Genomic DNA, 25,002 nt, shown 5'->3' on the forward strand with positions numbered 1-25,002 from the left:
GGTCGGGGCCGCGGTCGCCGCCGGGCTCGTGGCCCTCGTCGGCGCGGCCGACGCCCTCGTGGTGAACGCCGCCGGGTTCGCGCTCGCCGCGCTCGTCCTGGGCGTCGGCCTGCGCACGGTCGGCCACGGCTCGACCGACACCGACGACCTGCCCTACCTGCTCCGCCTGCGCGCGGGCTGGCGGTTCCTGCGCGGCGAGCCCGTCGTGCTGGCGCTGACGGTCATGATCGCCTGCACCAACCTCCTCGACGTGGCCTTCACCGCCGTGCTGCTGCCCGTCTGGGCGGTCGAGACTGGGGCGGGGGTCGGTGCCGTGGGCCTGCTGCTCGCGGTCATGTCCGGCACGTCGGTCGTCGGGTCGCTCGTCGCGGCGGCCTGGGCCGCACGGATGCCGCGCTTCACGGTCTACGTCGTCGCCTTCCTCGTGTGCGGACTCCCCCGGTTCCTGGTGCTCGCGTGGTCGCAGGACCTCACCCTGCCGGTGGTCGTCATGGCCGTGGCCGGCCTGGCCTCGGGCTTCCTGAACCCGGTCGTCGGTGCGGTGTTCTTCGAACGCATCCCGACCCCGCTCGTCGGACGGGTGTCGGCCATGTCGACCGCGGTGGCGTGGGCGCTGCTGCCCCTCGGCGGGCTGGTCGGCAGCGGGCTGCTCGCCGTCCTCGACGTCGGGGCCGCGCTGACGTCGGCGGGCGTGCTCTACCTGGTGATCACGCTCGCCCCGCTCGTCGACCGCCGCTTCCGGGCGATGGGCCACCCGGCCGGCGAGGTGTCCTAGCCCACCCGTCCACGATGCGTCGTGCGTTCTCACGCCTCGGGACGGCGGACTACGCTTCAGACATGTCCGAGTCCACCCCGTCAGCCGGTCCGACGCTCGCGGAGCGTCGCGCGCGCCAGCTCGCCCACGACGCTGCCCGCGAGGAGCACCACCGCACCCGCGACACCGTCCTCGGTCCCCGTCGCGACGCCGACACGCTGCGTGCCGTGGCCGAGGAGGCGGCGGAGCGCTTCGCCGCGCTCGACCCGTCGACGACCGGCACCGACGAGGTCCTCGCCTGGGTCGCCGAGGAGTTCGGCTACCGCACCGCCGTCGCCTGCTCGATGGCCGATGCGGTGCTGCCGCACGTCGTGGCCCGCCACCTCCCGTGGGTCGACACCCTGTTCCTCGAGACCGGCTACCACTTCGCCGAGACCATCGGCACGCGCGACGCCGTCGAGTCGTCGATGGAGCTCACCATCGTCGACGTGCTGCCGCGCACGACCGTCGCCGAGCAGGACGCGGAGCACGGCAAGGACCTGTTCGCCCGCGACCCGGGCCTGTGCTGCCACCTGCGCAAGGTCGAGCCCCTCACGCGCACGCTCGGTGAGTACGAGGTCTGGATCACCGGCGTGCGCCGCGACGAGGGACCCACCCGCGCGGACACGCCGCTCGTCACCTGGGACGAGAAGAACGGCCTCGTGAAGGTCAACCCGCTCGCCGCCTGGACCTTCGACGACCTGCTCGCCTACGCCGACGAGCACGACGTGATCGTCAACCCGCTGGTCAACGACGGCTACCCGTCGATCGGCTGCGCCCCGTGCACCCGCCGCGTCGCACCCGGTGAGGACCCGCGCGCCGGCCGCTGGGCCGGCCTCGACAAGACCGAGTGCGGCCTGCACACCTGACCTGCACCACCGCGACCGCCCGAACCCGAAGGAACGCATGACCGTCGTCGACGAGACGCCCGGCACCGCCGGACGTCCGACCTACCGCCTCGACCAGCTCGCCTGGCTCGAGTCCGAGGCGATCCACATCATCCGCGAGGTCGCGGCCGAGTTCGAGCGTCCGGTGCTCCTGTTCTCCGGCGGCAAGGACTCGGTGGTGATGCTGCACCTGGCGACGAAGGCCTTCTGGCCCGCGCCGGTGCCCTTCCCCGTCATGCACGTCGACACCGGGCACAACTTCCCGGAGGTGCTCGCGTTCCGCGACGCGACGGTCGAGCGCCTCGGGCTGCGGCTCGTCGTCGCCTCCGTCCAGGACTACCTCGACGACGGCCGCCTGCGCGAGCGCAGCGACGGCACCCGCAACCAGCTGCAGACGCAGCCGCTGCTCGACGGCATCACCGACCACAAGTTCGACGCCGTCTTCGGCGGCGGTCGCCGTGACGAGGAGAAGGCGCGCGCCAAAGAGCGCGTGTTCAGCCTGCGCGACGAGTTCGGCCAGTGGGACCCCCGCAACCAGCGCCCCGAGCTGTGGAACCTCTACAACGGTCGGCACCGCCCGGGCGAGCACGTGCGGGTCTTCCCGCTGAGCAACTGGACCGAGCTCGACGTCTGGCAGTACATCGCCGCCGAGGGCATCGAGCTCCCCGAGCTGTACTACGCGCACGAGCGCGACGTGTTCGAGCGCGACGGCATGCTCGTCGCCGTCACCGAGGTCTCCCAGCCGCGACCCGGCGAGTCCGTCGAGCGACGTCTGGTCCGCTACCGCACCGTGGGCGACATGTCGTGCACCGGCGCGGTCGAGAGCGACGCCGCGACCGTCGAGGACGTCGTCGTCGAGGTGGCCGCCACGCGGTTGACCGAGCGCGGCGCCACCCGTGCCGACGACCGGGCGTCCGAGGCAGCCATGGAGGACCGGAAGAAGGAGGGCTACTTCTGATGGCCGCCACCACCTCGCCCACCAAGACCGTCCTCCGGCTGGCGACCGCCGGATCGGTCGACGACGGCAAGTCCACCCTCGTCGGTCGGCTGCTCTACGACTCCAAGTCGGTGCTGGCCGACCAGTTCGACGCGGTCGAGCGGGTCAGCCGCGACCGGGGGCTCGCCTCGGCCGACCTCGCGCTGCTGACCGACGGGCTGCGGTCCGAGCGTGAGCAGGGCATCACGATCGACGTCGCCTACCGCTACTTCGCGACCGCCGAGCGGTCGTTCATCCTCGCCGACTGCCCCGGTCACGTGCAGTACACGCGCAACACCGTCACCGGCGCCAGCACGGCCGACGTCATCGTGCTGCTCGTCGACGCCCGCAAGGGCGTGCAGGAGCAGACCCGCCGCCACCTGGCGGTCGCCTCGCTCCTGCGGGTCCCGCACGTCGTCGTCGTGGTCAACAAGATCGACCTCGTCGACTTCGACGAGGCCACGTACGACCGGGTCGCGTCCGAGGTGCTCGACGTCGCCACGTCGCTCGGGCTGACCGACGTGACCACGATCCCCGTGTCCGCCCTCGACGGCGACAACGTCGTCGACAGCTCCGCTCGCACGCCCTGGTACGACGGGCCGAGCGTGCTCACGTTCCTGGAGACGCTCGAGCCGGCCGGCGAGCCGCACTCCGAACCGCTGCGCTTCCCCGTGCAGCTCGTCATCCGTCCGCAGGCCGCGGGCGACGACGAGCACCGCGACTACCGCGGCTACGCGGGCCAGGTCGCGTCGGGCCTCGTGCGCCCGGGCGACCCCGTCACGGTCCTGCCGAGCGGGCGCACCAGCACCGTCGCCGGCATCGACACCGCCGACGGCGAGCTCGACGTCGCGTTCGCGCCGCAGTCGGTCACGCTGCGCCTGACCGACGACGTGGACGTCTCCCGCGGTGACCTCATCGTCACCTCGCGGAGCGTCCCCGCCGTCACCCAGGACGTCGAGGGCACGGTGGCCTGGCTTGCCGACCACCGGCTGGCGGGCCGCACGAAGGTGCTGCTGAAGCACGGCACCCGCACCGTGCAGGCCATGGTCACCGAGATCAAGGGCCGTCTCGACCTCGACGCGGCGACGCTCGAGCCGGCGGACTCCCTCGAGCTCAACGACATCGGGCACGTGACGCTGCGCCTGGCGTCCCCCATCGCGGCCGAGGAGTACCTGCACGCCCGGGCGGGCGGGTCGTTCCTCCTGGTCGACGGGCAGGACGGCACGACCCTGGCCGCGGGCATGGTCGGCGACGCGCTGCTCGCGACCGCGACGGTCTGAGCGTGCCTCTCCCCCTCACCCTGCGTCCGGAGGGCCGCCGCGTCGTGGTGGTCGGCGGCGGCACCGTGGCGTCGCGCCGCGTCCATGCCCTGCTGGGGGCAGAGGCCGACGTCGTCGTGGTCGCGCCCGAGGTCAGTGCCAGGATCCGCGAGCTCGCCGAGCTCGGCCGGCTGACCTGGCTCGAGCGCGGGTACCGGACTGGCGACCTCGACGGTGCCTGGCTGGTGCAGACCGCCACCGACAGCCCCGTCGACGACCAGGTGGCGGCCGACGCCGAGCAGGCCAGGGTGTGGTGCCTCAAGGGCGGCGACCCCGACCACGCGACCGCGTGGATGCCGGCGGTGGCCTCCGTCGACGACGTGCACGTCGCCGTGAGCGGTGGTGGTGACGCGCGCCGGGCGTCGGTGCTGCGCGACGCCGTCGCGACGGCGCTGCAGTCCGGGGACCTGCCGTTGCGGCACCGGACCCACCACCCGGAGGGCTCGGTCGCCCTCGTGGGCGGCGGGCCGGGCGACGCCGACCTGCTCACCACGCGTGGTCGACGACTGCTGGCCGAGGCCGACGTGGTCGTCGTCGACCGGCTCGCACCGCTCGACGCGCTCGACGAGCTCGCCCCGGACGTCGAGGTGGTCGACGTCGGCAAGCTGCCCGACCACCACCCGGTCCCGCAGGACGAGATCAACCGGATCCTGGTCGACCGCGCCCTCGCCGGCAAGCTCGTCGTCCGGCTCAAGGGCGGCGACCCGTACGTGCTCGGCCGCGGTGGCGAGGAGCGTCAGGCGTGCGAGGCGGCGGGGGTGCCGGTGGAGGTCGTCCCCGGGGTCACGAGCGCCATCGCGGTCCCGGCGGCGGCCGGCATCCCCGTGACCCACCGGGGCGTCGCGACGGGCTTCAGCGTCGTCACCGCGCACGACGCCGTCGGCGAGCTGCCGACCTCCCCCGGGCACACCATCGTGCTCCTCATGGGCGTGCGACGCCTGGCCACGACCGCCGAGGAGCTGGTCGCGGCCGGCCACCGACCCACGACCCCCGTCGCGGTCGTGGAGCGCGGCTGCTCGCCCGACCAGCGGGTCACCGTGGGCACCCTGGCGACGATCGCCCAGCGCTGCGTCGAGGTCGGGGTGGGCTCGCCCGCCGTCACCGTGGTGGGCGAGGTCGTGCGCCTCTCCCCCGCCTGGCGCTGACGGCTCAGGCCCGGCGGCGGGTGCGGCGCAGCCACCACAGCCCGACGAACGGCAGCACGAGCGGCACGTAGCCGTACCCGGCGCCGAAGTCGGACCACACGGTGGCGTCCGGGAACAGCTCGCCGTCGAGGAGCGTCAGCAGGCCGACGCCCAGCACGCCGACCAGCTCGAACAGGACGGCACCCACGGCGAGCCGGTGGCGGTCCGTCGCGAGGGCGAACGTGGCGAGCACGTACACCACCCCCGCGAGTGCCGACAGGGCGTAGGCGACGGGAGCCTCGTCGGCCTTGACGACCAGCTGGTAGACCGAGCGGGCCGTCGCCGCGATCGCGAAGACGGCGTAGACGGCCACGAGCGCCCGGCCCGGGCCGGTCGAGGTCCGGCCGGCCCGGCTCTCGTCCGAGGTCGCGTGGTCGGGAGAGACGTGCTCAGACATAGGTGCCCTTCCAGATCCCCAGCAGCCGCACCATCAGCGCGGCCACGGTGAGCAGTGCGACGACGACGACGCCGGTGCCCCACCGGCTCTTCTCGGCGATCCCCCACAGCACCGCGGCCGGCGGGAGGACCACCACCGTGAGCCAGTACGACACGTACAGCCCGCCCGACACGTCGCGGTCGGTCTGCGCGAGCGCCACGAAGCCGCCGACCATGGCGACGACCAGCACCAGCTCCAGGACCGACACCGCGTAGAACAACGGGTTGCCGAACGGCGCGTCCCGCACGGTGTGCGTCGCCGCGAACACGGCCACCAGCAGCGCCAGCAGGGCGACGCCGTAGGCGATCGTGTCGGTCACGTCAGGCTGGTCCTCTGGTCGGCTCGTCGGTGTCGCGGGACTCCCGGGCGTCGGCGCCCAGGATCCGCAGGGTCGAGTCTTCCACGAAGCCGTTCCACGTCGACACCTGGCGCAGCATGTAGTGCCCCGCACCCGGGAGCGCCGTCCACGTCGCCTCGGTCGCGATCGGGCGGCATCGCTCGACGAAGGTCCGGCTCAGGGCGGCGGACGTCCACCGGTCCCGGGGCCCGTGCAGCACGTGCAGCGCCCGGCCTGCCAGTACGCGGTGCGGCTCGCCGGCCGGCAGCCACGGCGCGAGGCCGACGACGCCGACGACGGAGCGGTCGTCCGCCGTGCGGCACGCGGTGCGTCCGCCCATCGAGTGGCCCACGAGCACGACCGGCAGGTCGCCGTGCTGCTCACGCAGCCGGTCCAGCGCCCATCGTGCGTCGCGCACGGGAGACGGGTCGCGGTCGTCGTTCCAGCCCCGCACGCGGTGCTGCAGCAGGTGCACCGCCAGGTGCTCGCGGCGTGCCGTCGGGCGCAGCGCCTTGGCGACGAGCAGCATCCGCCACCAGCTCGCGTTGCGGTTGCGTACCGGCTGGGTGCTGCGCTGCTGACCACCGTGCAGCACCAGCACGACGGCCCGGGGCCGGTCCGGCACGTGGATCGCGTCCAGCCGCGGCTCACGCGGTTCCTCGCTCATCGGACCACCGTGGCACAGGGGCCCTGAGGCTGCAGCCGGAGCGTGGGAGGGCCTCCCTAGGATGTGATCGAGAACTCTTCCCCGCTCGACCCATCCACCCCGGAGGCAGCCGCGAATGGCCCGTAGAAGCTTGTTCGGGAAGGAGTCGCGCATGAGCCAGTCAGCAGCCGATCGCCTGGCCGCGGTTCCGGAGACCGCGCAGACGGTCGACCCCGACGACCTGCTCGTCCGTGTCGCCCGGGGCGACGAGGCCGCGTTCGCCGCTCTCTACGACGTCCTCGGAGCGACCGTGTTCGGCATGGCCCGTCGCGTCATCCGCGACCCCGCCCGGGCCGAGGAGGTCGCCCAGGAGGTGTTCCTCCAGGTCTGGCAGACCGCGGCGAGGTTCGACCCGGCGCGCGGCACCGCCAAGAGCTGGGTGCTCACGCTCGCCCACCGTCGCGCGGTCGACGCGGTCCGTCACGACCAGGCCGCCACCAACCGCGAGAACAGCTACGACTGGTCGCCCGGCGTCGACCACGACCAGGTGCTGGAGACCGTGACCGTCCGACTCGAGCACGAGCAGGTACGCCGCTGCCTCGAGGGCCTGACCGAGCTGCAGCGCGAGGCCGTCAACCTCGCCTACTACCAGGGGTACACCTACGCCGAGGTCGCGCAGGTGCTCGGCGCCAACCCCGCCACCGTCAAGACGCGCATGCGCGACGGACTCGTCCGGCTGCGTGACTGCATGGGAGTGGAGGTCTCATGACGCACGATCTGCACACCCTCGCTGCCCCCTACGCGCTCGACGCGCTCGACCCGCACGAGCGGGCCCGGTTCGAGGGCCACCTCGACCAGTGCGCGGAGTGCCGCCAGGAGCTGCGCGGCTTCCACCTCACGGCTCTCCGCCTCGCCGAGGCCGAGGCCGACACGCCTCCGCCTGCGCTCCGCGCGCGTCTGCTGGCCGAGGTCAGCGCGACCGCGCAGGAGCGTCCGGTCGTCACGACGCTCGCGCAGCGCGGCCGCATCCGCCGTGCCGGCCCGCGCCTGCTGGTCGCCGCCTCCGTCCTCGTGGCCGCCGGCGCGGTCGGCGGCTACGTCTCCGAGCACCAGCGCGCCGACAGCCTGCAGGCCGACAGCGCGCGGATCAGCTCGGTGATGGTCGCGGGCGACGCCACCATGCTCGACGGGAAGGTCCGCACGGGCGGCACGATGCGCGTCGTCGCCTCGCCCTCCCACGACGCCGCCGTCGTGATGGGCTCCGACCTCAAGCCGCTCGACGACGGTCACGTCTACCAGGTGTGGGCGATGCACGACGGTGTGCCGCGCTCCCTGGGCGTGCTCGGCAGCGGTGCCGGCATGCTCTACGCGCAGGACATCGCGGGCAGCGACGCCTTCGCGGTCACGGTCGAGCCCGACGGCGGCTCGCCGGCTCCGACGACCGACCCGGTCGCCGCGATGCCGGTCTGACCCCTCCACCACCCGACGACACGGCTGCGGGACCATGGTCGACGTGAACCCGCACGTGCTCGTGTCCCCCGCGATGGCGGTGCCGTCGCGCTTCTACCGTCCGCTCGTCACGGCGTTCGAGGACGTCGGCTGGTCGGCGCAGGCGCTGGGCCGGCGCGGCTTCGAGCCCGGCGCCCCGCCCGCCTCGCGCGCGAGCGACTGGTCGTACGCCGACGAGATCGACGACCTCGCCGACGCCGTCCGGTCCGCGCGCAGCGCCGAGCCGGGGCGTCCGGTGCTCCTGCTCGGCCACAGCCTCGGCGCGCAGCTGGCGGTCGGGCTCCAGCAGCGCGACGACGCCGCGGTGCTTGCCGACGGGCTCGTGATGGTGGGCGCCTCCACCCCGCACCACCGCTTCTACCCCTATGGCGGCCTGCCCATGCTGGCGTTCGCGTCGGCGATCCCGCTGCTGACGCAGGGGCTCGGTCACCTGCCGAAGCCCGCCTTCGGCGCACCCGGTGCGCGGACGCTCATGCGCGAGTGGGCACGCTTCGTCCGTACCGGTCGCCCGCCCTTCGACGTCGGCGGACTGGTCACCACGCCGACGCTCGTGGTGCACCTGCAGGGTGACGCCTACGCCGTCTCCGCCGCCAACAAGCGCTTCGTCGAGCAGTTCCTGGACCCCGCCTCCGTGACCCGCTGGGTCTACACGCGCGACGCCGTCCCCGACGGGGGGACCACGGACCACGTGCGCTGGGTCAAGCACCCGGGCGTGGTCGTGGACCGGGTCGTGTCGTGGTGGCAGACCGCCTCGGTGCCGACGGCGTCCTAGGATCGGGCCCATGAGCCGGAGCCGAGCATGACGCCCGCCATGGACCTCCTCCTGCAGGCCGTCCGGGACGCGGTGGAGGACACGCCGTACGTCGTCGACGTCGTCGACGACGGCTTCAACCTGCGCCTCGACCTCGCCGACCGTCGCTGGCGGACGGTCCTCGGGGCGGCCGGCATCGAGCGGACGGTGATCCACGAGGTGCGCCCCCGGGGCGACGGCGTCGCCGTCACCGACGTCGTGCGCCGCGTCGACTGGGTCGCGGGAGCGCCGGCACTGGCCGGCTCCGCGTCGGTGGAGCGGGGCCGCACGATCGCGCTCGGCGTCGAGAAGGTCTGGGGGCTCGACGAGCACGGGATGCCCGTCAAGGTCGCCGACCTGCGCTTCGCGCCCCAGGAGGGACGCGAGCTCGTCACCCTCGCGGCACGGCAGGTGGGTCTGCGGGTCGTGCGCGGCGGTGCCGAGCTGGTCGGTCTGGTCTTCGCCGGCATCGCGGTCGGCGGACTCGTCATCGGCGGGCTGGTGGTCCTGGTGCTCTGGCTGACCGGCGTGCTCCCGCCCGGCTGACGCACGGGCCTCGAGCGCTCAGGCGCCCTCGGGACGCGCCGACGCCACGAACGACTGCAGCTGCGGGCCGAGGGTGCCGAGCTGCTCCGCGAGACAGGTGAGCGTGAAGACGACCACCGCGCGACGGTCGCCGTCCCGCGTGGGCGCCGTCGCCACGACCTGCGCCTGGCGCACCTCGCGCTGGCGACCCTGCAGCGAGGTCCGGCCGGCGAGCACCTGGGAGACCCCGGGCGCGGTCGGCGTCCCCGACGTCACGCGGTCGACGACCTCGGCGTCCGCGACCTGCTCGGCGAACACGGCGAGGGACTCGTCGGCCACCACGGCCACGTCCTCGCCTGCGTCGCGCAGACCGCCCGAGACGGTCAGCAGGGGCGCGAACACGCCGCCCGGCTCGGGCCGGGTCGCCGCGAACGCCGCCCCGGGGAGACCGAGCTCGGCGGGGTCGGCCACGATCCACGCGGGGTCGGGCAGCCTCAGCGTCAGGTCGATGGGCAGCTGGGCCACGGCCGGTCCTCTCCTCGGGCGGTCACGGGGGCGGTCGTGCAGGACGTCATGGGAGCAGGTCCGTCAGGGCGGTGACGCCGCTGTCGAGCGACTCCACCAGCTCGGGCACGTCGACCTCGAGGTCGAGCCCGAGCTTGCCGCCCAGTCCCCAGGCCGCTCCCCCGGAGCCGCTCAGGCGGAAGACGCCGTCATCGTAGCCGAGCACGCCGTCGGCACCGGCGCCCGCGCCGGCCCAGCCCTCGGCCGTGCCGCGGGCGGTGATGCCGAAGAGCCCGCCCTCGAGGTCCCCCGCGATCCGTGCGCCGGCGAACACCTCGCCGCCGACGTGCACACCGGTCGCGCCGACGTCGGCGTGCCCCTCGGCCGACGCCTCGACGGAGCCCTCGGCCGACGCGCCGTAGTGGCCGTGCTCCCAGGCGTGCTCGAACTCGCCGGACGCGCCGAGCAGCGTGAGCGTGCCGTCAGCGTTGAGGCGGAGGCCCTCGGGGGTCAGGCTGCCGCCGGCAGAACCGTCCGCGGTGAGGAAGCGGAACTCGCCGTCGGCGGTAGCACGTCCCCCGGCGATGTAGTCCTCCCAGCCTCCCTGCGCGCGGTAGACCCAGGCGTCGCCGCTGATACTGCCGAAGCTGAGGCCCGCGTCGCTGTGCTCGGCGTCGCGGTAGTCGCCGGTGCGGCGGTCGCCGAACGCCTGGGAGAAGGCGTCCCAGGTGAACGTGGGGCCGGAGACCTCGTGCTCGACGCCGAACCAGCTGGCGTTGCCCTCGGTGCGCGACCCCGGCAGTCCGCCGAGCGCGCGCACGGCGTCGGTGCCCGCCGCGTCGAGGGTGTCGCGCGCGTCGGAGAGGATCTCCTCGGCCTCGTCGCGCAGGTCCTGGCCGGGGTCGACGAACGTGCCCGGGTGCGGCGGGAGGGGGCCACCGCTGCGGATCGCCTCGTTGTAGGCGTCGACGTCGCGGTTGAACGCCTGCGTCGCGGTCTCGGTGGCCTGCTCCCCGCGGTCCCAGGTCTCGATCGCCTCGCGGGCGCGGTCCTGTGCGGTCCGCAGGGCGCCGGCGTAGCCGGTGAACGCGGTCGCCGCGGTCTCGAGCACCTCCACGAGCCGGGTGAAGCGGGTCAGCTCCTCGCCCATCCGGGTCTCCCAGGCGTCGGCCGCGACACCGGTCCACGAGGCGGCACGGACGCGCGACAGCGCGGTGCGGCGGGCGTCGACGTCGCTCGCGGTGTCGGAGAACCGGGTGGCGATGCTCTCGACGGTCTCGACGCTGCCGACGACGAGCGCCGTGGGGTCGTCGGTGCTGCCGAGGGACGCACCGGCGACGAGGGTCACGGCTGTCCTCCCGTGCCCGAGCCCTGCAACGGCACCGCCGGGCCGATCCGCGGCGGCCCGGGGTCGAACCCCTCGGGCAGGCCCAGGGCCGTGATCGGGTCCTGGGCGAAGCACTGCGCGACCTGGTCGTCGGTGCTCTCGTAGCGCGACGCGACGTAGTCGAGGGCGCCCGCGATGCCCACCATGGCCTCGCGCAGCTGCGCGGCGGCGTCGTCGACCTGCCCGGCGATCGTCGTCATCCAGGTGTCGAGCTCGACGTGCCCGAGCGCGGTGTCGGCGTAGCAGACCTGCAGCACGGTGAACCCGGCGAACGGGTCGACCTCGGTGCGCAGCGTCTCGGCCGCCGCGCGCAGCTCGGTCGGAACCACCTCGAAGGACATGAGCCCACCCCCTCTGGACGAACATGTCAGACACTAGTCCAGGTCTTGGGTGCAGGTCACGTCCTCCCGCGTGTGGCGTGGGTATCGTGGGGCCGCACCCGACCCTGGAGGAGCGTCATGCGTCGTCGCGCCACAGCCGTGCTCGTGCTGGTCGGTCTGCTCGTTGCCGCGGCCTGCAGCGTCGAGGTGAGGGCGGGCCGCGTCGGCAGCATGCCGGAGCGGCAGGTCGAGCAGCAGGTGATGGACAGCCTGCGCGAGAAGTACGGCCGTGCGCCCGACCGCATCGACTGTCCCGGCCGGCTCGTGGGCGAGGTCGACCGCACGATGCGCTGCACGCTCGTCGACGGCGACACCCGGTTCGGCCTGACGCTCACGGTCACGTCCGTGAGCGGCAAGCGGGTCAGGTTCGACATCCAGGTCGACGACACGCCGCTGCCCGGCGCCACGGCCTGAGCCGCGCCGCCGGGCCACGGCTCAGGCGAAGGCCTCGACGGGCGGGCAGGAGCAGGTCAGGTTGCGGTCGCCGTAGGCCTGGTCGATGCGGCCCACCGGCGGGAAGTACTTGTCCTGGGTGCTGCCCGTGGGGAACACGCCCGTGGCGACCGGGTAGGCGTGCTGCCAGTCGAGCAGCTCGCGGGCCGCGTGCGGAGCCTGCGCCAGGGGGTTGTCGCCCTCGGGCCACTCCCCCGCCGCGACCTGGTCGATCTCCGCGCGGATGGCGAGCATCGCGTCGCAGAAGCGGTCGAGCTCGGCGAGGTCCTCGGACTCGGTGGGCTCGACCATGAGCGTGCCCGCGACCGGGAAGCTCATGGTGGGCGCGTGGAACCCGTAGTCGACGAGACGCTTCGCGACGTCGTCGACGGTGACACCGGTCTCCTTGGTGATGCCGCGGACGTCGAGGATGCACTCGTGCGCGACCAGACCGGACCGTCCGGTGTAGAGCACCGGGAAGGCGTCCTTCAGCCGGGCGGCGACGTAGTTGGCCGAGAGGACGGCCACCGACGTGGCGTCGGTGAGTCCCTGCGCGCCCATCATCGACACGTAGGCGAACGGGATCGGCAGGATGCCCGCCGAGCCGTACGGTGCCGCGCTGATCGCGCCGATGCCGTCGCGCTTCGCGACGACAGGGTGCAGCGGGTGGCTCGGCAGGAACGGCACCAGGTGCTCGGCCACCGCGACCGGGCCCACGCCGGGACCGCCGCCACCGTGCGGGATGCAGAACGTCTTGTGCAGGTTCAGGTGCGAGACGTCGCCGCCGAAGGTGCCGGGCTCGGCGTGGCCGAGGAGGGCGTTGAGGTTGGCGCCGTCGACGTAGACCTGGCCCCCCGCGGCGTGCACGACGTCGCACAGCTCGGTGATGCCGTCCTCGTAGACGCCGTGCGTCGACGGGTAGGTCACCATGATCGCCGCGAGGTCGTCGGCGTGCTCGGCGCAGACCGCGCGCAGGTCGTCGAGGTCGACCTCCCCGATCTCGGTGGCCTTGACGATCACGACCCGCATGCCGGCCATCACGGCCGAGGCGGCGTTGGTGCCGTGCGCCGAGCTCGGGATCAGGCAGACGTCGCGACGCTCGGCGCCGTTGCTGCGGTGCCACGCGCGGATGGCGAGCAGACCGGCCAGCTCGCCCTGCGAGCCGGCGTTCGGCTGCACGGAGACGGCTGCGTAGCCGGTGACCGCGGCGAGCCAGGACTCGAGCGTCTCGACGAGCTCGATCATGCCCGCGGCGTCCTCGGCCGGCACGAAGGGGTGCAGGTCGGCGAAGCCGGGCCAGCTGATCGGCTCCATCTCGGCGGTCGCGTTCAGCTTCATGGTGCACGAGCCCAGCGGGATCATCCCGCGGTCCAGCGCGTAGTCGCGGTCGCTCAGCGTGCGCAGGTAGCGCAGCAGCTGGGTCTCGCTGCGGTGCTCGGAGAACACCGGGTGGGTGAGGATCGCGTCGTCGCGGACGAGGGCCTCGGGCAGCGCGTCGGCGGCGGGACCCTGGTGGGAGCCGGCCACCCCGAACGCCCGCCACACGGCCTGCAGGTGCGGCACGGTGGTGACCTCCGAGGTCGAGACCGCCACGTGGTCGGCGTCGACCCTGCGCAGGTGGATCCCCTCGGCGCGCGCCCGGCCGACGACCGCGTCGGCCTCGCCGGGCACCCGGGCGACCACGGTGTCGAAGTACGTCTCGTGCAGCACCTCGATGCCTCCGGCCACGAGGCCTGCCGCGAACGACGTCGCGGCGGTGTGGACGTGCTGCGCGATCCGGCGCAGTCCCTCGGCGCCGTGGTACACGGCGTACATCGACGCCGTCACGGCCAGCAGCACCTGCGCCGTGCAGATGTTCGAGGTCGCCTTCTCGCGGCGGATGTGCTGCTCGCGGGTCTGCAGCGCCAGGCGGTACGCCGGACGTCCGTCCTTGTCGACCGAGACGCCGACGAGGCGCCCGGGCAGGTGCCGCTCGAGCCCGTCGCGCACGGCCATGAACCCGGCGTGCGGTCCGCCGTAGAACATGGGGACGCCGAAGCGCTGGGACGAGCCGACGACGACGTCGGCGCCCAGCGAGCCGGGCGAGCGCAGCAGCACCAGGGCGAGCGGGTCGGCGACGACGACGGCCAGGCCACCCGCCGCGTGGACCGCCTCGATGGCACGGGACGGGTCGGTGACGGCTCCGTCGGCCGCGGGGTAGGCGATGATCGCGCCTGCGACGTCCGCGGGCACGTCGTCGGTGCCGAGGTCGACGTCGAGGAGCTCGATGCCCAGCGCCTCGGCCCGGGTGCGCACGACGGCGAGCGTCTGCGGCAGGAGCCGGGTGTCGAGCACGAGGGGGCGCAGGTCCTTGCCACGCGCGGCGCGGCGCACGAGGGTCATCGCCTCGGCGGCCGCGGTGCCCTCGTCGAGCAGGGAGGCGTTCGCGGTGGTCAGGCCGGTCAGGTCGGCGACCATCGTCTGGTAGTTCAGCAGCGCCTCGAGCCGGCCCTGGGAGATCTCGGGCTGGTACGGCGTGTAGGCCGTGTACCAGGCGGGGTCCTCCAGCACGTTGCGGCGGATGACGGCCGGCGTCACGGTGGGGTGGTAGCCGAGGCCGATCATCGAGACGCCCGGGTTGTTGCGGGAGGCCAGCGCCTTCAGCGTGCCGAGCGCGGCCTGCTCGCTGAGCGCCGCAGGGAGCGCCGGCGCCGACGTCGCGCGGATCGACTCCGGGACGGCGGCCTGCATGAGCGAGTCGAGGGACGGGTGGCCGATGCGCTCCAGCATGGCCTGCTGGTCGCTGGCACGCGGGCCGATGTGGCGGTCGACGAAGACGTCGGTGGGCGCCGTCAGCGGGCTGGTCGTCGAGGGGGCGTCAGAGGACATGCAGGGACTCCAGGGATCGAGGTCTGGTTTCCCTCCCCTCCTGTCACGTCCGCACGGTGACGTGCGCTCCAGGGTGGCCTCGTCCGCATGGTCCGTGGTGCCTGAGAGGTTCCGGGGAGGAATTGCCCCTTCGGCGCCGCCTGGGCGATCTCTCCCACGCGTGGTCGACAGCGGTCCTACGGTACCAGCGTGTCGCCCGTCAGCTGGTCAGACGGGCACGACGACGCGCCGACAGCTCGTCGTCGGCGGTCTCGGGGGCGACCGAGCGCTCGCTCGGCAGCTCGTGCAGCGACCCCTCGATCTCCTTCCAGACACCGCCGATGGCGATGCCGAAGACGCCCTGTCCGCCCTGGAGCAGGTCGATGACCTCGTCGGCGGAGCGGCACTCGTAGACGCTGGCGCCGTCGCTCATGAGCGTCACCTGGGTGAGGTCGTCGGTGCCGCGCTCGCGCAGGTGCTCGACGGCGGTGCGGATCTGCTGCAGCGAGACGCCGGCGTCGAGAAGTCGCTTGATGATCTTGAGCAGCAGGATGTCCTTGAAGGAGTACAGGCGCTGCGTGCCCGACCCCGTCGCCGAGCGGACGGTCGGCTCGACCAGCTTCGTCCGGGCCCAGTAGTCGAGCTGGCGGTAGGTGATGCCGGCCGCGCTGCAGGCGGTCGGACCGCGGAAGCCCGTGTCGCGCGGGAGCGGCTCGACGTCGTCGGTGAACAGCAGGCCTTGGTCGCCGGCCTGCGCCGCGGCCTCGGCGGCCTCCAGGGCCGTCGTGTCGTCGTCGCGTCGCTCGATCATCGGGTCTCGCCTTCCAGACAAGGGTGAGGGGGAAGACCACCTCGGCGAAACTACAACGGTGTTCGCGTGCGGCAGTGCTCTCACGGTAGGCCCGGGGCGGACTCCGGTCAATCACTGCGACGGCGTGTCGCAACCCTTGCGTGAGGGTTGAGGGTTCAGGCGCTGACCCCGGGTCAGGCGAAGTCCTCGGGCTCCACGTGGTCGAGGAACGTGCGGAACCGCTCCACCTGCTCGTCCTCCTCGCGCGTCGACGCGATGCCGGCCTCGTCGAGCACGTCCTCCGTGCACAGGATCCGGGCCCCGCAGCGCAGCGCGAGCGCGATGGCGTCGGACGGACGGGCGTCGACCGTCGCGCCCGAGGCGAACACCAGGGTGGCGAAGAACACGCCGTCCTCGACGTCGACGATGTGGATCTCGACGAGCTCGTCGCCGAGCGCCTCCACGACCCGCTGCATGAGGACGTGGGTCAGCGGACGCGGCGTCGCCTCGTCCTGCTGGGCGAAGGCGATGGCCGACGCCTCGACCGCACCGATCCAGATGGGGAGGTAGCGCGCACCCTCGCTCTCGCGCAGGAGCACGAGTGGCTGCTTGGTGGGCATCTCCACCCGGACGCCGAGGACGTCGAGCTCGCGCATGGTCAGTCCCGGAGCCGGTGCCGCAGGAGCACCGTGTGCAGACGCATCAGGAGGGCGGCCAGCTCCCCCAGCTGCTCAGCCGCCGCTGCCTTGTCCTCACGACGACGACGCTCCGGGACCGCGCGGCCCAGCAGGTCGGACTCACGCTCCGCCGCCGTGCGCACCGCGCGCAGGTGACGCGGCTCCACGCCGAGCGCGGACAGCCGCACGACCGCGTCGACCACGACGAGGTCGTCGCCGTCGTACGCGTGCTGGCCGGGCCGGCGCTCGAGCAGACCGTGCTCCTCGACCTGGGCGAGCAGCTCCTCGCTCGCGCCCGTGCTCTCCAGCACCTCCTCGCGGCTCAGCCGCATCCGGCTGCGCCCCTCCAGGAAGGCACCCGGCGTCGGGAGTCCGTCGGCGTCGCTCGAGACCTCCGGCACGCGGACGTTGCCGTCGAGGTCGGTCTGCGGCACGAGGCCGCGGTCCATCTCGTCGAGCGCCTGACGGATCGCGCTCAACGGCCAGTAGCGCTTCTGCTGGCGCAGCACGAACCGGAGCCGCTCGACGTCGTCGAAGGAGAACTTGCGGTACCCCGAGGGCGTCCGCTCCGGCTCGAGCAGACCCTCCCGCTCGAGGTAGCGGATCTTGCTGATGGTCAGCGACGGGAACTCCTCGCGGAGCTCCCCCAGGACCTTGCCGATCCCGAGCCGAGCCGTCTCCGGCAGCGGCTGGGTCACGCCTGGCCCCGCTGCGCGCCCGCGAAGTAGATGAGCCGGTACTTGCCGATCTGGACCTCGTCGCCGCCACCGAGCGCGATGTCGCCGTCGATGCGGTCGCGGTTGACGTAGGTGCCGTTCAGGCTGCCCAGGTCGCTGACGACGTAGCCCCGGCCGGACCGGCTGAACACCGCGTGGCGACGCGAGACGCTGATGTCGTCGAGGAAGATGTCGCTGTCGGGGTGGCGCCCGACCGACACCGAGTCGGTGTCGAGCAGGAAGCGCGCCCCCGCGCCAGGACCGCGCTGCACCAGCAGCATCGCGCTGCCCGCCGGCAGGTTCTCCACCGCGTCGACGTCAGCCGACGTCATCTCCTCGGTGTCGGCGTCGATGAGCGGGATGTGCGTGGTCTCGTCCGGGATGTTGCCGTGCTCGGGACCGGGCGAGGTCATCGGATCACTCCTGGCTGTGCTCGAAGGGTGGTGGGCTCGAAGGGTGGTGGGCTCGAAGGGTGGGGCTGGGCCGTGAAGCGGGTCTGCGAGGTCTCACCCCGGGGTCGAGGGTCGACGTGACCAACCTAGCACCCGCGCCAGGTCGGGCCGGGTGGTCCGGCCCGACCTCAGGACGAGACGAGAGCCGTGTACTGCTCGGGGCCGAGCAGCGCGCCGGTGGCGTCGTCCTCGGAGGCCCGCACCTTGAACAGCCAGCCCTCGCCGTAGGGGTCGGAGTTGATGACCTCGGAGGCACCGTCGAGGCTCTCGTTGCGGGCCACGACCTCGCCGCTGACCGGGCTGAAGACGTCGCTGACCGACTTGGTCGACTCCAGCTCGCCCACGACCGAGCCGGCCTGGACCTCGTCGCCGACGTCGGGCAGGTCGACGTAGACGATGTCGCCGAGCTGGTCCTGCGCGAAGTCGGTGATGCCGACGACGAGGACGTCGCCCTCCACGCGCACCCACTCGTGCTCTTCGCTGTAGTACAGGTCCTCAGGGATCACGCGGCGCTCCTGCTCGGTGGGTGGTGGTGCTGGGTCGGTGGTGGTCGGCCGCTCAGGGCGCGCCGACGTCGGGACGAGCGTACTCGGGGGTGCGCACGTCAGCCAGGGCCGTGATGGTGATCGTCGAGCGGCGGGCGACCGCGGCCTGCGCGCCGCGGGCCTGCAGGAGGTCGCGCACGCCGCCGCGGAACGTGATCGACTCCTCCAGCGTGGTGGGGTCGCCGATCACGTCGAACACGTAGGGGCTGCTGACCTGACGTCCGCCGATGCGCAGACCCTGCTCGTCGTCGAGCACGTACGTCTGCGCGACGACCCGTGCGGTGTCGTTGACGACGATCGCCTCGGCTCCCGCCTCCCGGAGCTCCTGCAGGACGTCGAGCACCAGACCGGCGTCGACGAGTCCGTCGGGGTCGGAGACGGTGAGCCGCACGCCGGGCCCCGTCGCGCCGACCGAGCCGGCGAGCACGGCGAGCTCCTCGGCGCGCTGGCGGGCGACGTCCTCGGCCTCGGCGGCGTCGCCGCGGGAGGCGCGCAGCCGGTCGCGGGTCGCGGTGAGCTCGTCGATCTGTCCGGCGAGCCGCTCGTTGGCGACGTCGACGGACTTGAGCAGCTCGACCAGCTCGACGCCGCGCAGCGAGCCGTAGTCGGTCGCGTCGTCCTGGCGGACCTGCACGGTCATGGCGAACGCCAGCCCGCCGACGAGCAGCGCGACGAGCACCTGCGACCCGGCGCGCCGGTGCGGCGCCGCCCGGTGCGGCCGCTCCGTGTCAGGCATGGAAGATCCTGCGGCGGATGGCGGCGGCGTTGGCGAAGATGCGGATGCCGAGGACGACGACCACACCGGTCGACAGCTGCGACCCGACGCCGAGCTGGTCGCCGAGGAAGACCATGAACCCAGCGATGGTCACGTTGGAGATGAACGAGACGACGAACACGCGGTCGTCGAAGCGACGTTCGCCGAGCGCTCGCAACGCCCCGACGACGGCGTCGAGCGCGGCGACGATCGCGATCGGCAGGTACGGCTGCAGCCAGAGCGGGACGTCGGGCTGGAGGAAGAGGCCGAGGCCGACGCCGACGACGAGTCCGATCACCGGGATCACGGTCTGCCCTCCCCTCGTGGACCGTCCGCTGCCGGGAGAGGCTCCGCGCGGCGCAGCGTGGTCCGTTGCTCGGGCGCCGACGGCACCACCTCGTCGTCCGATGGTGCCATGCCCACGGAGATGCCGGCGTCCTCGGCACGCTCCTGGAGGTAGCGACCCGCGAGGTTGGACTGCAGGCGGGACCGCAGCACCGCACCGTCACCGAGGGCCACGATCCGCACCGGCACCTCGATGCGGCGGAAGTTCACCGTGATCGCGCCGTCGAGGGAGGAGATCGCCGAGGTCTCGGCGAGCCGCTGACCACCGACCGACACGGCCTCGGCCCCCGCGTACCAGAGCCCGTTGACCACCGCGACGACGTCCTGGGCGGTGACGCGGCCCGCGCGTGAACCGTCGGGGCTGCCCGCCATCGTGACGACCAGTGCCGTCCCGCGCAGGGACCGGGCCCCGGCCAGGACGGTGTCGGCGGCGACGTCGGTCGAGGTCTCCGCGGTCGAGCCACCCCTCAGCGAGGCGACCTGCTGGCGCAGCGCGCCGACGGCCTCCTGCCGCGCGGCCAGGACGTCCCGACGGTCGGCGACGTCGGCGACGAGCGTGCGTCGCTCCAGCTCCGAGCCGGGTCGATCGGTCTGGGTCTGGACCGCGGTGACCGTGAGCATCGCCGCGAGCACCGCGACCACCACGCCCACGGCCGGGGTCGCGACGGCGCGCTGGCCGTACCGCTCCCCCGCCCTCACGACGTAGTAGTCGTCGTCGAGCGCGTTCTCCGCGACCTGCTCCAGCAGGCTCTCCGCAGGACGGACGACAGCCACGGCCGACCTCAGCGAGCGAGGGGCTCGGTCGTGGCGAGGAGGCGTCGCACCTGGAAGGCGTAGAGGACACCGCCCCACCAGTAGAGACCGACGCCCCAGATCGCGAAGGCCCAGCCGAAGACCTCGGCGAGGTCGGCGACCGTGCCCGACCCGTCACCGAGCAGCAGCAGCGGGAAGGCGTAGAGCAGCCCCGCGGTGGCGGCCTTGCCGAGGAAGTGCACCGGCAGCGAGCTGTACCCACGGGTGCGCAGGAACGGCACGAGGCTGAACAGGAACACGTCGCGCAGCGGGAGCAGGACCGCGAGCCACCACGGGATGATGTCGCGCAACGCCAGGCCGACGACGACGGCGAGGATGTACAGCCGGTCGGCGACGGGGTCGAGGATCGCGCCGATCTTCGACGTCTGGTTCAGCCGGCGGGCCAGCTTGCCGTCGAGGTAGTCGGTGACGCCGGAGACGACGAGCACGAGGAGCGCCAGCACGTCCTCCTCGGGCCCGAGGACGAGCCACAGGAACACCGGCAGCAGCACGATCCGGACCACGCTGAGCAGGTTGGGGATCGTGACGAGCCTGTCCTCACCCACGTCGACCCTCTCGCAGCTCCTTCATCGCGCGCTCAGCCTAGGGCATCGTCGACGGGGCGGGTGACTGCCGGGGCCGTCCGCATCGCGGGCCGGTCTTGCGTGCGCGTGAGCGACTGACAGACTGAGGGAGCACGATCCGTAACGACATCCGTGGGCACCGCGAGTGCCCCGACCTAGGAGGACGCGTGGCCGACTACACCCTGCCCGACCTGCCCTACGACTACGGTGCGCTGGATCCGCACATCTCCGGCAAGATCATGGAGCTGCACCACAGCAAGCACCACCAGAACTACGTCAACGGCCTGAACACGGCCCTCGAGAAGCTCGAGGCGTCCCGCGCCGACGGTTCGTACGACACGATCAACCTGCTCGAGAAGAACCTCGCGTTCAACCTCGGCGGCCACATCAACCACTCCATCTTCTGGAAGAACCTGTCCCCGGACGGTGGCGACAAGCCGACCGGCGAGCTGGCCGCGGCGATCGAGGACAACTTCGGGTCCTTCGACGCCTACCGCGCGCAGTTCGAGGCGACGGCGCTTGGGATCCAGGGCTCCGGCTGGGCGATCACCGCCTGGGACACGCTGGGTCAGAAGCTGGTCATCGTCCAGCTGTACGACCAGCAGTCCAACATCCCGGCGACGCTGATCCCGATCTCCCAGCTCGACATGTGGGAGCACGCGTTCTACCTCGACTACCTCAACGTCAAGGGCGACTACGTGAAGGCGTTCTGGAACATCGCGAACTGGGCCGACGCCCAGGAGCGGTTCACCGCGGCCACGAGCGGCGGCCAGGTCCTCTTCTGAGACCCGGCAGCCCGCCACGCACGAGGGCCCCGCACCGACCTCGGTGCGGGGCCCTCGTGCGTCCGGCGTCGGGGCTCAGGCGTCGGGGTCGCGGCGCTTGCCGTGCTCGGCGAGGTCCTTGAGCCGGGCGTTGTAGGCGGCGAGGGCGGCGTCGCCGTCGCGGTCCGCGGCGCGGTCGATCCGGCGCGCCTCACGCTGGTCGGAGCGGAACCACTGGAAGAGCAGCGCGATCATGACGAGCACGAGGGGCACCTCGCCGAGGGCCCAGGAGATGCTGCCCCCGAGGTACTGGTCGGCGAGCAGGTCGGTCCGGTACGGCCGGTCGATCGTGGTCCAGTACGGCTCCGCCAGGACACGCGCCGACGACATGATCGCGATCGAGAAGAACGCGTGGAACGGCAGCGTGACGAGCATGATCCCGAACCGGGCCAGCGGCGGGAGCCGCCGCGGCGACGGGTCGACGCCGATGATGACGTAGTAGAACAGCGACCCGACCAGCAGGAAGTGCAGCTCCATCGCGGTGTGGCCCCAGTGCTCGCGCATCAGGAACCCGAACAGGGGCGTGAAGTACAGCGCGTAGAGGCTGCCGACGAACAGCACCGGCGGCACGACCGGGTGCGTCAGCACGTGCAGGAAGCGGGACCCGAGGAACGACGTCAGCAGGGTCCGCGGCGAGACGTCGCCCGGCTGGCGCGGCCCGGGCAGCGTGCGCAGCGCGAGGGTCACGGGCGCGCCGAGCACGAGGAAGATCGGTGCGACCATCGACAGCAGCATGTGCGAGACCATGTGCGCGCTGAACAGCACGTGCGAGTAGACCCCGAGCCCGCCGATCGTGGACCACGCCACCACGAGGAGGCCGACGAACCAGGCGACGGTCCGGCCCACGGGCCAGGCGTCGCCGCGGCGGCGCAGCACGAGGAGCCCGCGGACGTAGAGCGCGGCGCCGAGCACGACGATCGTGAGCCCCAGCCCGTTGGGCGTGAAGCCGAGGGCCATGCGCACGACGTCGGGCACGGGCGGGACGGGCCCGCCGAGCAGCTCCTGCGCGGGGGTGGTGAGGATGTCCCCGACCGGGGTGGGCGTGCGCGACAGCGCGACCGCGAGGCCGATCGTCGCGGCCATGAGGAGCACCTCCGACGTCGCCACCGGCAGGAAACCGGCGTCGCGGTCGGCGAGCCGGCGGCGCTGGACCCAGCCGAACCAGCCGAGCGCGACGAGCGCGACGACCTTGGCGAGGACGAGCTGCCCGTACCCGGTGCCGACGACGTCGGTGACGCTGCGCAGCCGCACGGCGGCGTTGACGGTGCCCGAGACCCCGACCACCACGAACGCCCAGAGCGCGAGCACCGAGTAGCGGCGCAGGGCGGGGGCGAGCCGCTTGCTGCCGCGCCAGGCCACCCAGGTGAGGGCGACGAGCCCGCCGACCCACAGGCAGACGCCCACGAGGTGCAGCAGCAGGCTCAGCGCGGCGAGGTCGTGCGAGCCCGACGAGGCGGAGTGGCCGGCGAAGGCGACTGGGACGAGGGAGGCGAGCACGACGCCGAGCACGACCGCGAGGCGTCGGACGGCGATGGTCCACCGGAGCACTGCCCACGCCAGCGCACCGACGACGACCTGCAGCAGCACGATCCCGCCCGTGGCGGTGGTCGCGAGCTCGGAGAGCAGCGGGAACGTCAGCGAGCCGATCGGGCGGGCGAACACGTCGGCGACGGTGAGGACGTAGAGCACGATGCTGAGCAGCGACCACGCCGCCGCGATGCGTGCGGCGCCGCGGACCGCGTCGACCGACAGGCCCTGCACGTCGTCGGCGGACGTCGGCAGCAGCGCGACGACCGCGAGGAGCAGGCCCACGAGCACCACGAGCAGACCGTCGGAGACGACCGATGCGAGCGGGAGCGACCAGCCCACGAGCGGACCGGGGTCCGGGAGCCCCTCGGGGACCTGCTGGGGTGCTCCCCCGCCCAGGCTGAGCGCAGCCACGCAGGCCGCGGACGCGACCAGGAAGCTGGCGACGGTCGTGCGCAGGACGCTCACGCGTGCTCCTCGGTCCGGCGGCGCAGGAGCGGCCAGACGATCAGGGCGACGGCCACGAGGCCACCGCCGACGGCCCACCACAGGTGCTCTGCGTGGCGGTGGATGAACGACTCCGACGCCTCGTCCTGACGGGGAGCCTGCTCGACGGCGCGACCGGCCGTGGTGCGGAACGTCGACTCCCCCGCGATCGGGTGGCCGTCGGCCGAGACGACGCGGTACGCGATCGTGTAGGTGCCCCGCTGTCCGTCGGCGGTGCCGTCGCGCAGCCGTCCGGTGACCTCGCGGTCCCGGGCCGTCACGGCGAGCGGCACGCGGCTCCCGTCGGGCGCGGTGAGCACGACCTCCGAGCGGGTCACCGGCTCGTTGAACTCGAGCGTGACCGCGGCCGGCACGTCCTCGACGACGGCATCGTCGCCGGGGTCGGTCCCGACGAGGGCGGCGTGCGCCGACGCCGGACCGGCGGTCAGGGCCGGCCCCAGGACGACGGGCAGGAGCAGCAGGAGTACCAGGGCTCTACGCACGGCGTCGATCCTGCCTCAGGACACCCAGGAGCGCCGCCAGGGCGACCACGAGGGCCGCTCCGCCGAGGACGCGGCCCACGACGTCGCTGCCGGAGTCGTCGGTGTCCGCCGAGGCCGCGGCAGCGTCGCCCGTCGCGGAGCCGCCGTGCGCGTGGCCGCCCTCGCCGGCGGGCAGCAGGTCGAGCGTCGGGGCGGGCTTGTCGGGCTCGGTGTCCCCCTGCTGGACCTGGTCCCAGTCGACGACCTCGCCGTCGGAGTAGGTCTGCTCGGCCTCGAACCGGATGCTGTCGGCGTCGGGGAAGGGACCGCCCGACAGCGCGAACTCGTCGAACTCGCCCGGCGGGATGCCGTCACCGTCGGCGGTCCAGGTGACCGTCCGGACGGCGCGGGTGATCTCGGTGCCGTCGACCTCGACGGGCTCCGGCAGACGGCCCTCACGCGTCGTGACCGTCCAGCCGGGCTTGGTCTGGGCGGTGAGGTGCAGGAAGGGGGCGTCCGCGGGCAGCGTCACGACGAGCTTCGTCGTATCGGCCGTGTCGGACTCGGTGGGCACGCGGAAGACGATCTTCCCGTAGCCGTCGCGTGCGGCGTCGGGCGAGGAGACGCCGACGTGGGCGACGGCGGGGGCTGCGACGGCCACCGTGGCGAGGGTGAGGGCCGCAGCGGCGGCGAGACGGGTCGGACGGGTGGAGGGCATGACGGGACCTTCGGGTGCGAGGGACTGGTGGACGGGCTCACGCCGTCAGCGGCGGAGCCCGGCCCGAGGGCCGGGAGCCCGCGTCGCTCCCGTCGTGCACCAGCACGCCCAGCACGACGCGTGTCCTGCGACGTGGCGGCACCACGAGGCCGGGCACGCGCACGAGCCCGAGCACGGTGTCGGCGGCGCGCCACCACAGGTCCTCGGCGTGACGCAGCGCGAGCAGGCTCACCAGCGTCGCGAGCGCGTGCGCCCCGAGCATCCTCGTGTCGTGGGACCCCGACGGCGTGGCGAGCAGGTGCGCGGCGACCTGGCCGAGCACCAGCAGTCCCAGCAGCTGCGCCGACGTGAGCCTCCG

At 73.1% G+C, this 25,002-nt stretch carries 31 protein-coding genes and 1 riboswitch; of the genes, 11 read left to right on the plus strand and 20 right to left on the minus strand.

The window, feature by feature from the left end; all coding sequences use genetic code 11:
- From NH339_RS10100 to cobA, 5 genes are all read left to right on the plus strand, one after another.
- Window positions 1–775: MFS transporter (locus NH339_RS10100; RefSeq protein WP_374208267.1), on the plus strand; the 775-nt coding region annotated here is incomplete at its 5' end.
- Window positions 776–837: 62 nt separating this feature from the next.
- Complete coding sequence (locus tag NH339_RS10105; RefSeq protein ID WP_253024945.1) at window positions 838–1,662, plus strand: phosphoadenylyl-sulfate reductase; 825 nt, start codon at window positions 838–840, stop codon at window positions 1,660–1,662.
- Between the two features lie 37 nt (window positions 1,663–1,699).
- Window positions 1,700–2,638, plus strand: coding sequence for a sulfate adenylyltransferase subunit CysD (gene cysD / locus NH339_RS10110; RefSeq protein ID WP_253024946.1), 939 nt, complete (start codon window positions 1,700–1,702; stop codon window positions 2,636–2,638).
- On the plus strand, window positions 2,638–3,936 hold the full coding sequence (locus NH339_RS10115; protein ID WP_253024947.1) for a sulfate adenylyltransferase subunit 1: 1,299 nt from the start codon (window positions 2,638–2,640) through the stop codon (window positions 3,934–3,936). The genes cysD and NH339_RS10115 overlap by 1 nt, the downstream gene beginning before the upstream one ends.
- A gap of 2 nt (window positions 3,937–3,938) precedes the next feature.
- Window positions 3,939–5,120, plus strand: a complete 1,182-nt coding sequence (gene cobA, locus NH339_RS10120) for a uroporphyrinogen-III C-methyltransferase (RefSeq protein WP_253024948.1) — start codon at window positions 3,939–3,941, stop codon at window positions 5,118–5,120.
- 4 nt (window positions 5,121–5,124) lie between these two features.
- Here the strand turns inward: cobA and NH339_RS10125 are convergent, their stop codons facing one another.
- Genes NH339_RS10125 through NH339_RS10135 form a run of 3 tightly spaced genes read right to left on the minus strand, consistent with a single transcriptional unit; the run spans window position 5,125 to window position 6,599 of the window.
- Complete coding sequence (locus NH339_RS10125; RefSeq protein WP_253024949.1) at window positions 5,125–5,556, minus strand: hypothetical protein; 432 nt, start codon at window positions 5,554–5,556, stop codon at window positions 5,125–5,127.
- On the minus strand, window positions 5,549–5,914 hold the full coding sequence (locus NH339_RS10130) for a hypothetical protein (protein WP_253024950.1): 366 nt from the start codon (window positions 5,912–5,914) through the stop codon (window positions 5,549–5,551). Before NH339_RS10130 ends, NH339_RS10125 begins: the two co-directional genes overlap by 8 nt.
- A 1-nt stretch (window position 5,915) precedes the next feature.
- Window positions 5,916–6,599 (minus strand): alpha/beta hydrolase, encoded by a 684-nt coding sequence (locus NH339_RS10135; RefSeq protein WP_253024951.1) that lies wholly within the window; start codon window positions 6,597–6,599, stop codon window positions 5,916–5,918.
- Between the two features lie 151 nt (window positions 6,600–6,750).
- Between NH339_RS10135 and sigK the strand changes: the two genes are divergently transcribed.
- Genes sigK through NH339_RS10155 form a run of 4 tightly spaced genes read left to right on the plus strand, consistent with a single transcriptional unit; the run spans window position 6,751 to window position 9,423 of the window.
- Window positions 6,751–7,347, plus strand: coding sequence for an ECF RNA polymerase sigma factor SigK (sigK, locus tag NH339_RS10140; protein WP_253024952.1), 597 nt, complete (start codon window positions 6,751–6,753; stop codon window positions 7,345–7,347).
- On the plus strand, window positions 7,344–8,048 hold the full coding sequence (locus NH339_RS10145; RefSeq protein ID WP_253024953.1) for an anti-sigma factor domain-containing protein: 705 nt from the start codon (window positions 7,344–7,346) through the stop codon (window positions 8,046–8,048). The genes sigK and NH339_RS10145 overlap by 4 nt, the downstream gene beginning before the upstream one ends.
- A 43-nt stretch (window positions 8,049–8,091) precedes the next feature.
- Window positions 8,092–8,859, plus strand: coding sequence for an alpha/beta fold hydrolase (locus NH339_RS10150; RefSeq protein ID WP_253024955.1), 768 nt, complete (start codon window positions 8,092–8,094; stop codon window positions 8,857–8,859).
- Window positions 8,860–8,886: 27 nt separating this feature from the next.
- A complete protein-coding gene (locus NH339_RS10155) occupies window positions 8,887–9,423 on the plus strand; it encodes a hypothetical protein (RefSeq protein ID WP_253024957.1) in 537 nt (178 codons plus the stop codon).
- A gap of 18 nt (window positions 9,424–9,441) precedes the next feature.
- Here the strand turns inward: NH339_RS10155 and NH339_RS10160 are convergent, their stop codons facing one another.
- Genes NH339_RS10160 through NH339_RS10170 form a run of 3 tightly spaced genes read right to left on the minus strand, consistent with a single transcriptional unit; the run spans window position 9,442 to window position 11,634 of the window.
- A complete protein-coding gene (locus NH339_RS10160) occupies window positions 9,442–9,927 on the minus strand; it encodes a hypothetical protein (RefSeq protein ID WP_253024959.1) in 486 nt (161 codons plus the stop codon).
- 46 nt (window positions 9,928–9,973) lie between these two features.
- A complete protein-coding gene (locus tag NH339_RS10165; protein WP_253024961.1) occupies window positions 9,974–11,254 on the minus strand; it encodes a WXG100 family type VII secretion target in 1,281 nt (426 codons plus the stop codon).
- The gene (locus NH339_RS10170; RefSeq protein ID WP_067857311.1) at window positions 11,251–11,634 is read right to left on the minus strand and encodes a hypothetical protein; all 384 of its coding nucleotides are present in this window, start codon (window positions 11,632–11,634) and stop codon (window positions 11,251–11,253) included. Before NH339_RS10170 ends, NH339_RS10165 begins: the two co-directional genes overlap by 4 nt.
- 117 nt (window positions 11,635–11,751) lie before the next feature.
- Between NH339_RS10170 and NH339_RS10175 the strand changes: the two genes are divergently transcribed.
- On the plus strand, window positions 11,752–12,087 hold the full coding sequence (locus tag NH339_RS10175; RefSeq protein ID WP_253024964.1) for a DUF4333 domain-containing protein: 336 nt from the start codon (window positions 11,752–11,754) through the stop codon (window positions 12,085–12,087).
- A gap of 21 nt (window positions 12,088–12,108) precedes the next feature.
- Here NH339_RS10175 and gcvP read toward each other — a convergent pair whose 3' ends face one another.
- The 10 genes from gcvP to NH339_RS10225 form a co-directional block, all read right to left on the minus strand.
- Entirely contained in the window at window positions 12,109–14,973 is a 2,865-nt protein-coding gene (gcvP, locus tag NH339_RS10180) for an aminomethyl-transferring glycine dehydrogenase (RefSeq protein WP_253024966.1), read from the minus strand.
- Window positions 14,974–15,051: 78 nt separating this feature from the next.
- Window positions 15,052–15,140: riboswitch (glycine riboswitch) on the minus strand.
- Window positions 15,141–15,172: 32 nt separating this feature from the next.
- Window positions 15,173–15,763, minus strand: a complete 591-nt coding sequence (locus NH339_RS10185; RefSeq protein ID WP_253024968.1) for a MerR family transcriptional regulator — start codon at window positions 15,761–15,763, stop codon at window positions 15,173–15,175.
- 173 nt (window positions 15,764–15,936) lie between these two features.
- On the minus strand, window positions 15,937–16,398 hold the full coding sequence (locus NH339_RS10190) for a bifunctional nuclease family protein (RefSeq protein WP_253024970.1): 462 nt from the start codon (window positions 16,396–16,398) through the stop codon (window positions 15,937–15,939).
- Between the two features lie 2 nt (window positions 16,399–16,400).
- Window positions 16,401–17,117, minus strand: coding sequence for a MerR family transcriptional regulator (locus NH339_RS10195; RefSeq protein ID WP_253024972.1), 717 nt, complete (start codon window positions 17,115–17,117; stop codon window positions 16,401–16,403).
- The gene (locus NH339_RS10200; RefSeq protein ID WP_253024973.1) at window positions 17,114–17,548 is read right to left on the minus strand and encodes an FHA domain-containing protein; all 435 of its coding nucleotides are present in this window, start codon (window positions 17,546–17,548) and stop codon (window positions 17,114–17,116) included. Before NH339_RS10200 ends, NH339_RS10195 begins: the two co-directional genes overlap by 4 nt.
- A gap of 167 nt (window positions 17,549–17,715) precedes the next feature.
- The gene (gcvH, locus tag NH339_RS10205; protein WP_253024975.1) at window positions 17,716–18,093 is read right to left on the minus strand and encodes a glycine cleavage system protein GcvH; all 378 of its coding nucleotides are present in this window, start codon (window positions 18,091–18,093) and stop codon (window positions 17,716–17,718) included.
- A 52-nt stretch (window positions 18,094–18,145) separates the two neighbouring features.
- Complete coding sequence (locus tag NH339_RS10210) at window positions 18,146–18,868, minus strand: DUF881 domain-containing protein (protein WP_253024977.1); 723 nt, start codon at window positions 18,866–18,868, stop codon at window positions 18,146–18,148.
- Window positions 18,861–19,193 carry a small basic family protein gene (locus NH339_RS10215; protein ID WP_067857287.1) on the minus strand — a complete coding sequence of 111 codons (333 nt, stop codon included), beginning with the start codon at window positions 19,191–19,193 and terminating at the stop codon, window positions 18,861–18,863. The genes NH339_RS10210 and NH339_RS10215 overlap by 8 nt, the downstream gene beginning before the upstream one ends.
- Entirely contained in the window at window positions 19,190–20,005 is an 816-nt protein-coding gene (locus NH339_RS10220) for a DUF881 domain-containing protein (protein ID WP_253024979.1), read from the minus strand. Before NH339_RS10220 ends, NH339_RS10215 begins: the two co-directional genes overlap by 4 nt.
- Window positions 20,006–20,013: 8 nt before the next feature.
- Window positions 20,014–20,589, minus strand: a complete 576-nt coding sequence (locus NH339_RS10225) for a CDP-alcohol phosphatidyltransferase family protein (RefSeq protein ID WP_067857280.1) — start codon at window positions 20,587–20,589, stop codon at window positions 20,014–20,016.
- Between the two features lie 185 nt (window positions 20,590–20,774).
- Here NH339_RS10225 and NH339_RS10230 point away from each other — a divergent pair, with 185 nt between their 5' ends.
- Window positions 20,775–21,392 carry a superoxide dismutase gene (locus tag NH339_RS10230; protein WP_067857277.1) on the plus strand — a complete coding sequence of 206 codons (618 nt, stop codon included), beginning with the start codon at window positions 20,775–20,777 and terminating at the stop codon, window positions 21,390–21,392.
- Between the two features lie 75 nt (window positions 21,393–21,467).
- On the opposite strand, the gene NH339_RS10235 is transcribed toward NH339_RS10230, so the two are convergent.
- The 4 genes from NH339_RS10235 to NH339_RS10250 form a co-directional block, all read right to left on the minus strand.
- Window positions 21,468–23,426 carry a cytochrome c oxidase assembly protein gene (locus NH339_RS10235; RefSeq protein WP_253024981.1) on the minus strand — a complete coding sequence of 653 codons (1,959 nt, stop codon included), beginning with the start codon at window positions 23,424–23,426 and terminating at the stop codon, window positions 21,468–21,470.
- Window positions 23,423–23,947 (minus strand): copper resistance protein CopC, encoded by a 525-nt coding sequence (locus NH339_RS10240; protein WP_253024983.1) that lies wholly within the window; start codon window positions 23,945–23,947, stop codon window positions 23,423–23,425. The genes NH339_RS10235 and NH339_RS10240 overlap by 4 nt, the downstream gene beginning before the upstream one ends.
- Window positions 23,940–24,644, minus strand: a complete 705-nt coding sequence (locus tag NH339_RS10245) for a YcnI family protein (RefSeq protein ID WP_256475243.1) — start codon at window positions 24,642–24,644, stop codon at window positions 23,940–23,942. Before NH339_RS10245 ends, NH339_RS10240 begins: the two co-directional genes overlap by 8 nt.
- Before the next feature lie 37 nt (window positions 24,645–24,681).
- The coding region (locus tag NH339_RS10250) for a hypothetical protein (RefSeq protein WP_253024987.1) at window positions 24,682–25,002 on the minus strand (321 nt) is incomplete at its 5' end.

The organism is Aeromicrobium sp. CnD17-E, from assembly GCF_024124745.1.
Classification (GTDB): domain Bacteria; phylum Actinomycetota; class Actinomycetes; order Propionibacteriales; family Nocardioidaceae; genus Aeromicrobium.

What these genes read in the sequence shown, in the direction of transcription:
- NH339_RS10105 (WP_253024945.1), top strand. Translation starts at nt 838, where the DNA reads ATGTCCGAGTCCACCCCGTCAGCCGGTCCGACGCTCGCGGAGCGTCGC.
- cysD (WP_253024946.1), top strand. Translation starts at nt 1,700, where the DNA reads ATGACCGTCGTCGACGAGACGCCCGGCACCGCCGGACGTCCGACCTAC.
- NH339_RS10115 (WP_253024947.1), top strand. Translation starts at nt 2,638, where the DNA reads ATGGCCGCCACCACCTCGCCCACCAAGACCGTCCTCCGGCTGGCGACC.
- NH339_RS10125 (WP_253024949.1), bottom strand. Translation starts at nt 5,556, where the DNA reads ATGTCTGAGCACGTCTCTCCCGACCACGCGACCTCGGACGAGAGCCGG.
- NH339_RS10135 (WP_253024951.1), bottom strand. Translation starts at nt 6,599, where the DNA reads ATGAGCGAGGAACCGCGTGAGCCGCGGCTGGACGCGATCCACGTGCCG.
- sigK (WP_253024952.1), top strand. Translation starts at nt 6,751, where the DNA reads ATGAGCCAGTCAGCAGCCGATCGCCTGGCCGCGGTTCCGGAGACCGCG.
- NH339_RS10145 (WP_253024953.1), top strand. Translation starts at nt 7,344, where the DNA reads ATGACGCACGATCTGCACACCCTCGCTGCCCCCTACGCGCTCGACGCG.
- NH339_RS10155 (WP_253024957.1), top strand. Translation starts at nt 8,887, where the DNA reads ATGACGCCCGCCATGGACCTCCTCCTGCAGGCCGTCCGGGACGCGGTG.
- NH339_RS10170 (WP_067857311.1), bottom strand. Translation starts at nt 11,634, where the DNA reads ATGTCCTTCGAGGTGGTTCCGACCGAGCTGCGCGCGGCGGCCGAGACG.
- NH339_RS10175 (WP_253024964.1), top strand. Translation starts at nt 11,752, where the DNA reads ATGCGTCGTCGCGCCACAGCCGTGCTCGTGCTGGTCGGTCTGCTCGTT.
- gcvP (WP_253024966.1), bottom strand. Translation starts at nt 14,973, where the DNA reads ATGTCCTCTGACGCCCCCTCGACGACCAGCCCGCTGACGGCGCCCACC.
- NH339_RS10185 (WP_253024968.1), bottom strand. Translation starts at nt 15,763, where the DNA reads ATGATCGAGCGACGCGACGACGACACGACGGCCCTGGAGGCCGCCGAG.
- NH339_RS10190 (WP_253024970.1), bottom strand. Translation starts at nt 16,398, where the DNA reads ATGCGCGAGCTCGACGTCCTCGGCGTCCGGGTGGAGATGCCCACCAAG.
- NH339_RS10200 (WP_253024973.1), bottom strand. Translation starts at nt 17,548, where the DNA reads ATGACCTCGCCCGGTCCCGAGCACGGCAACATCCCGGACGAGACCACG.
- NH339_RS10210 (WP_253024977.1), bottom strand. Translation starts at nt 18,868, where the DNA reads ATGCCTGACACGGAGCGGCCGCACCGGGCGGCGCCGCACCGGCGCGCC.
- NH339_RS10245 (WP_256475243.1), bottom strand. Translation starts at nt 24,644, where the DNA reads ATGCCCTCCACCCGTCCGACCCGTCTCGCCGCCGCTGCGGCCCTCACC.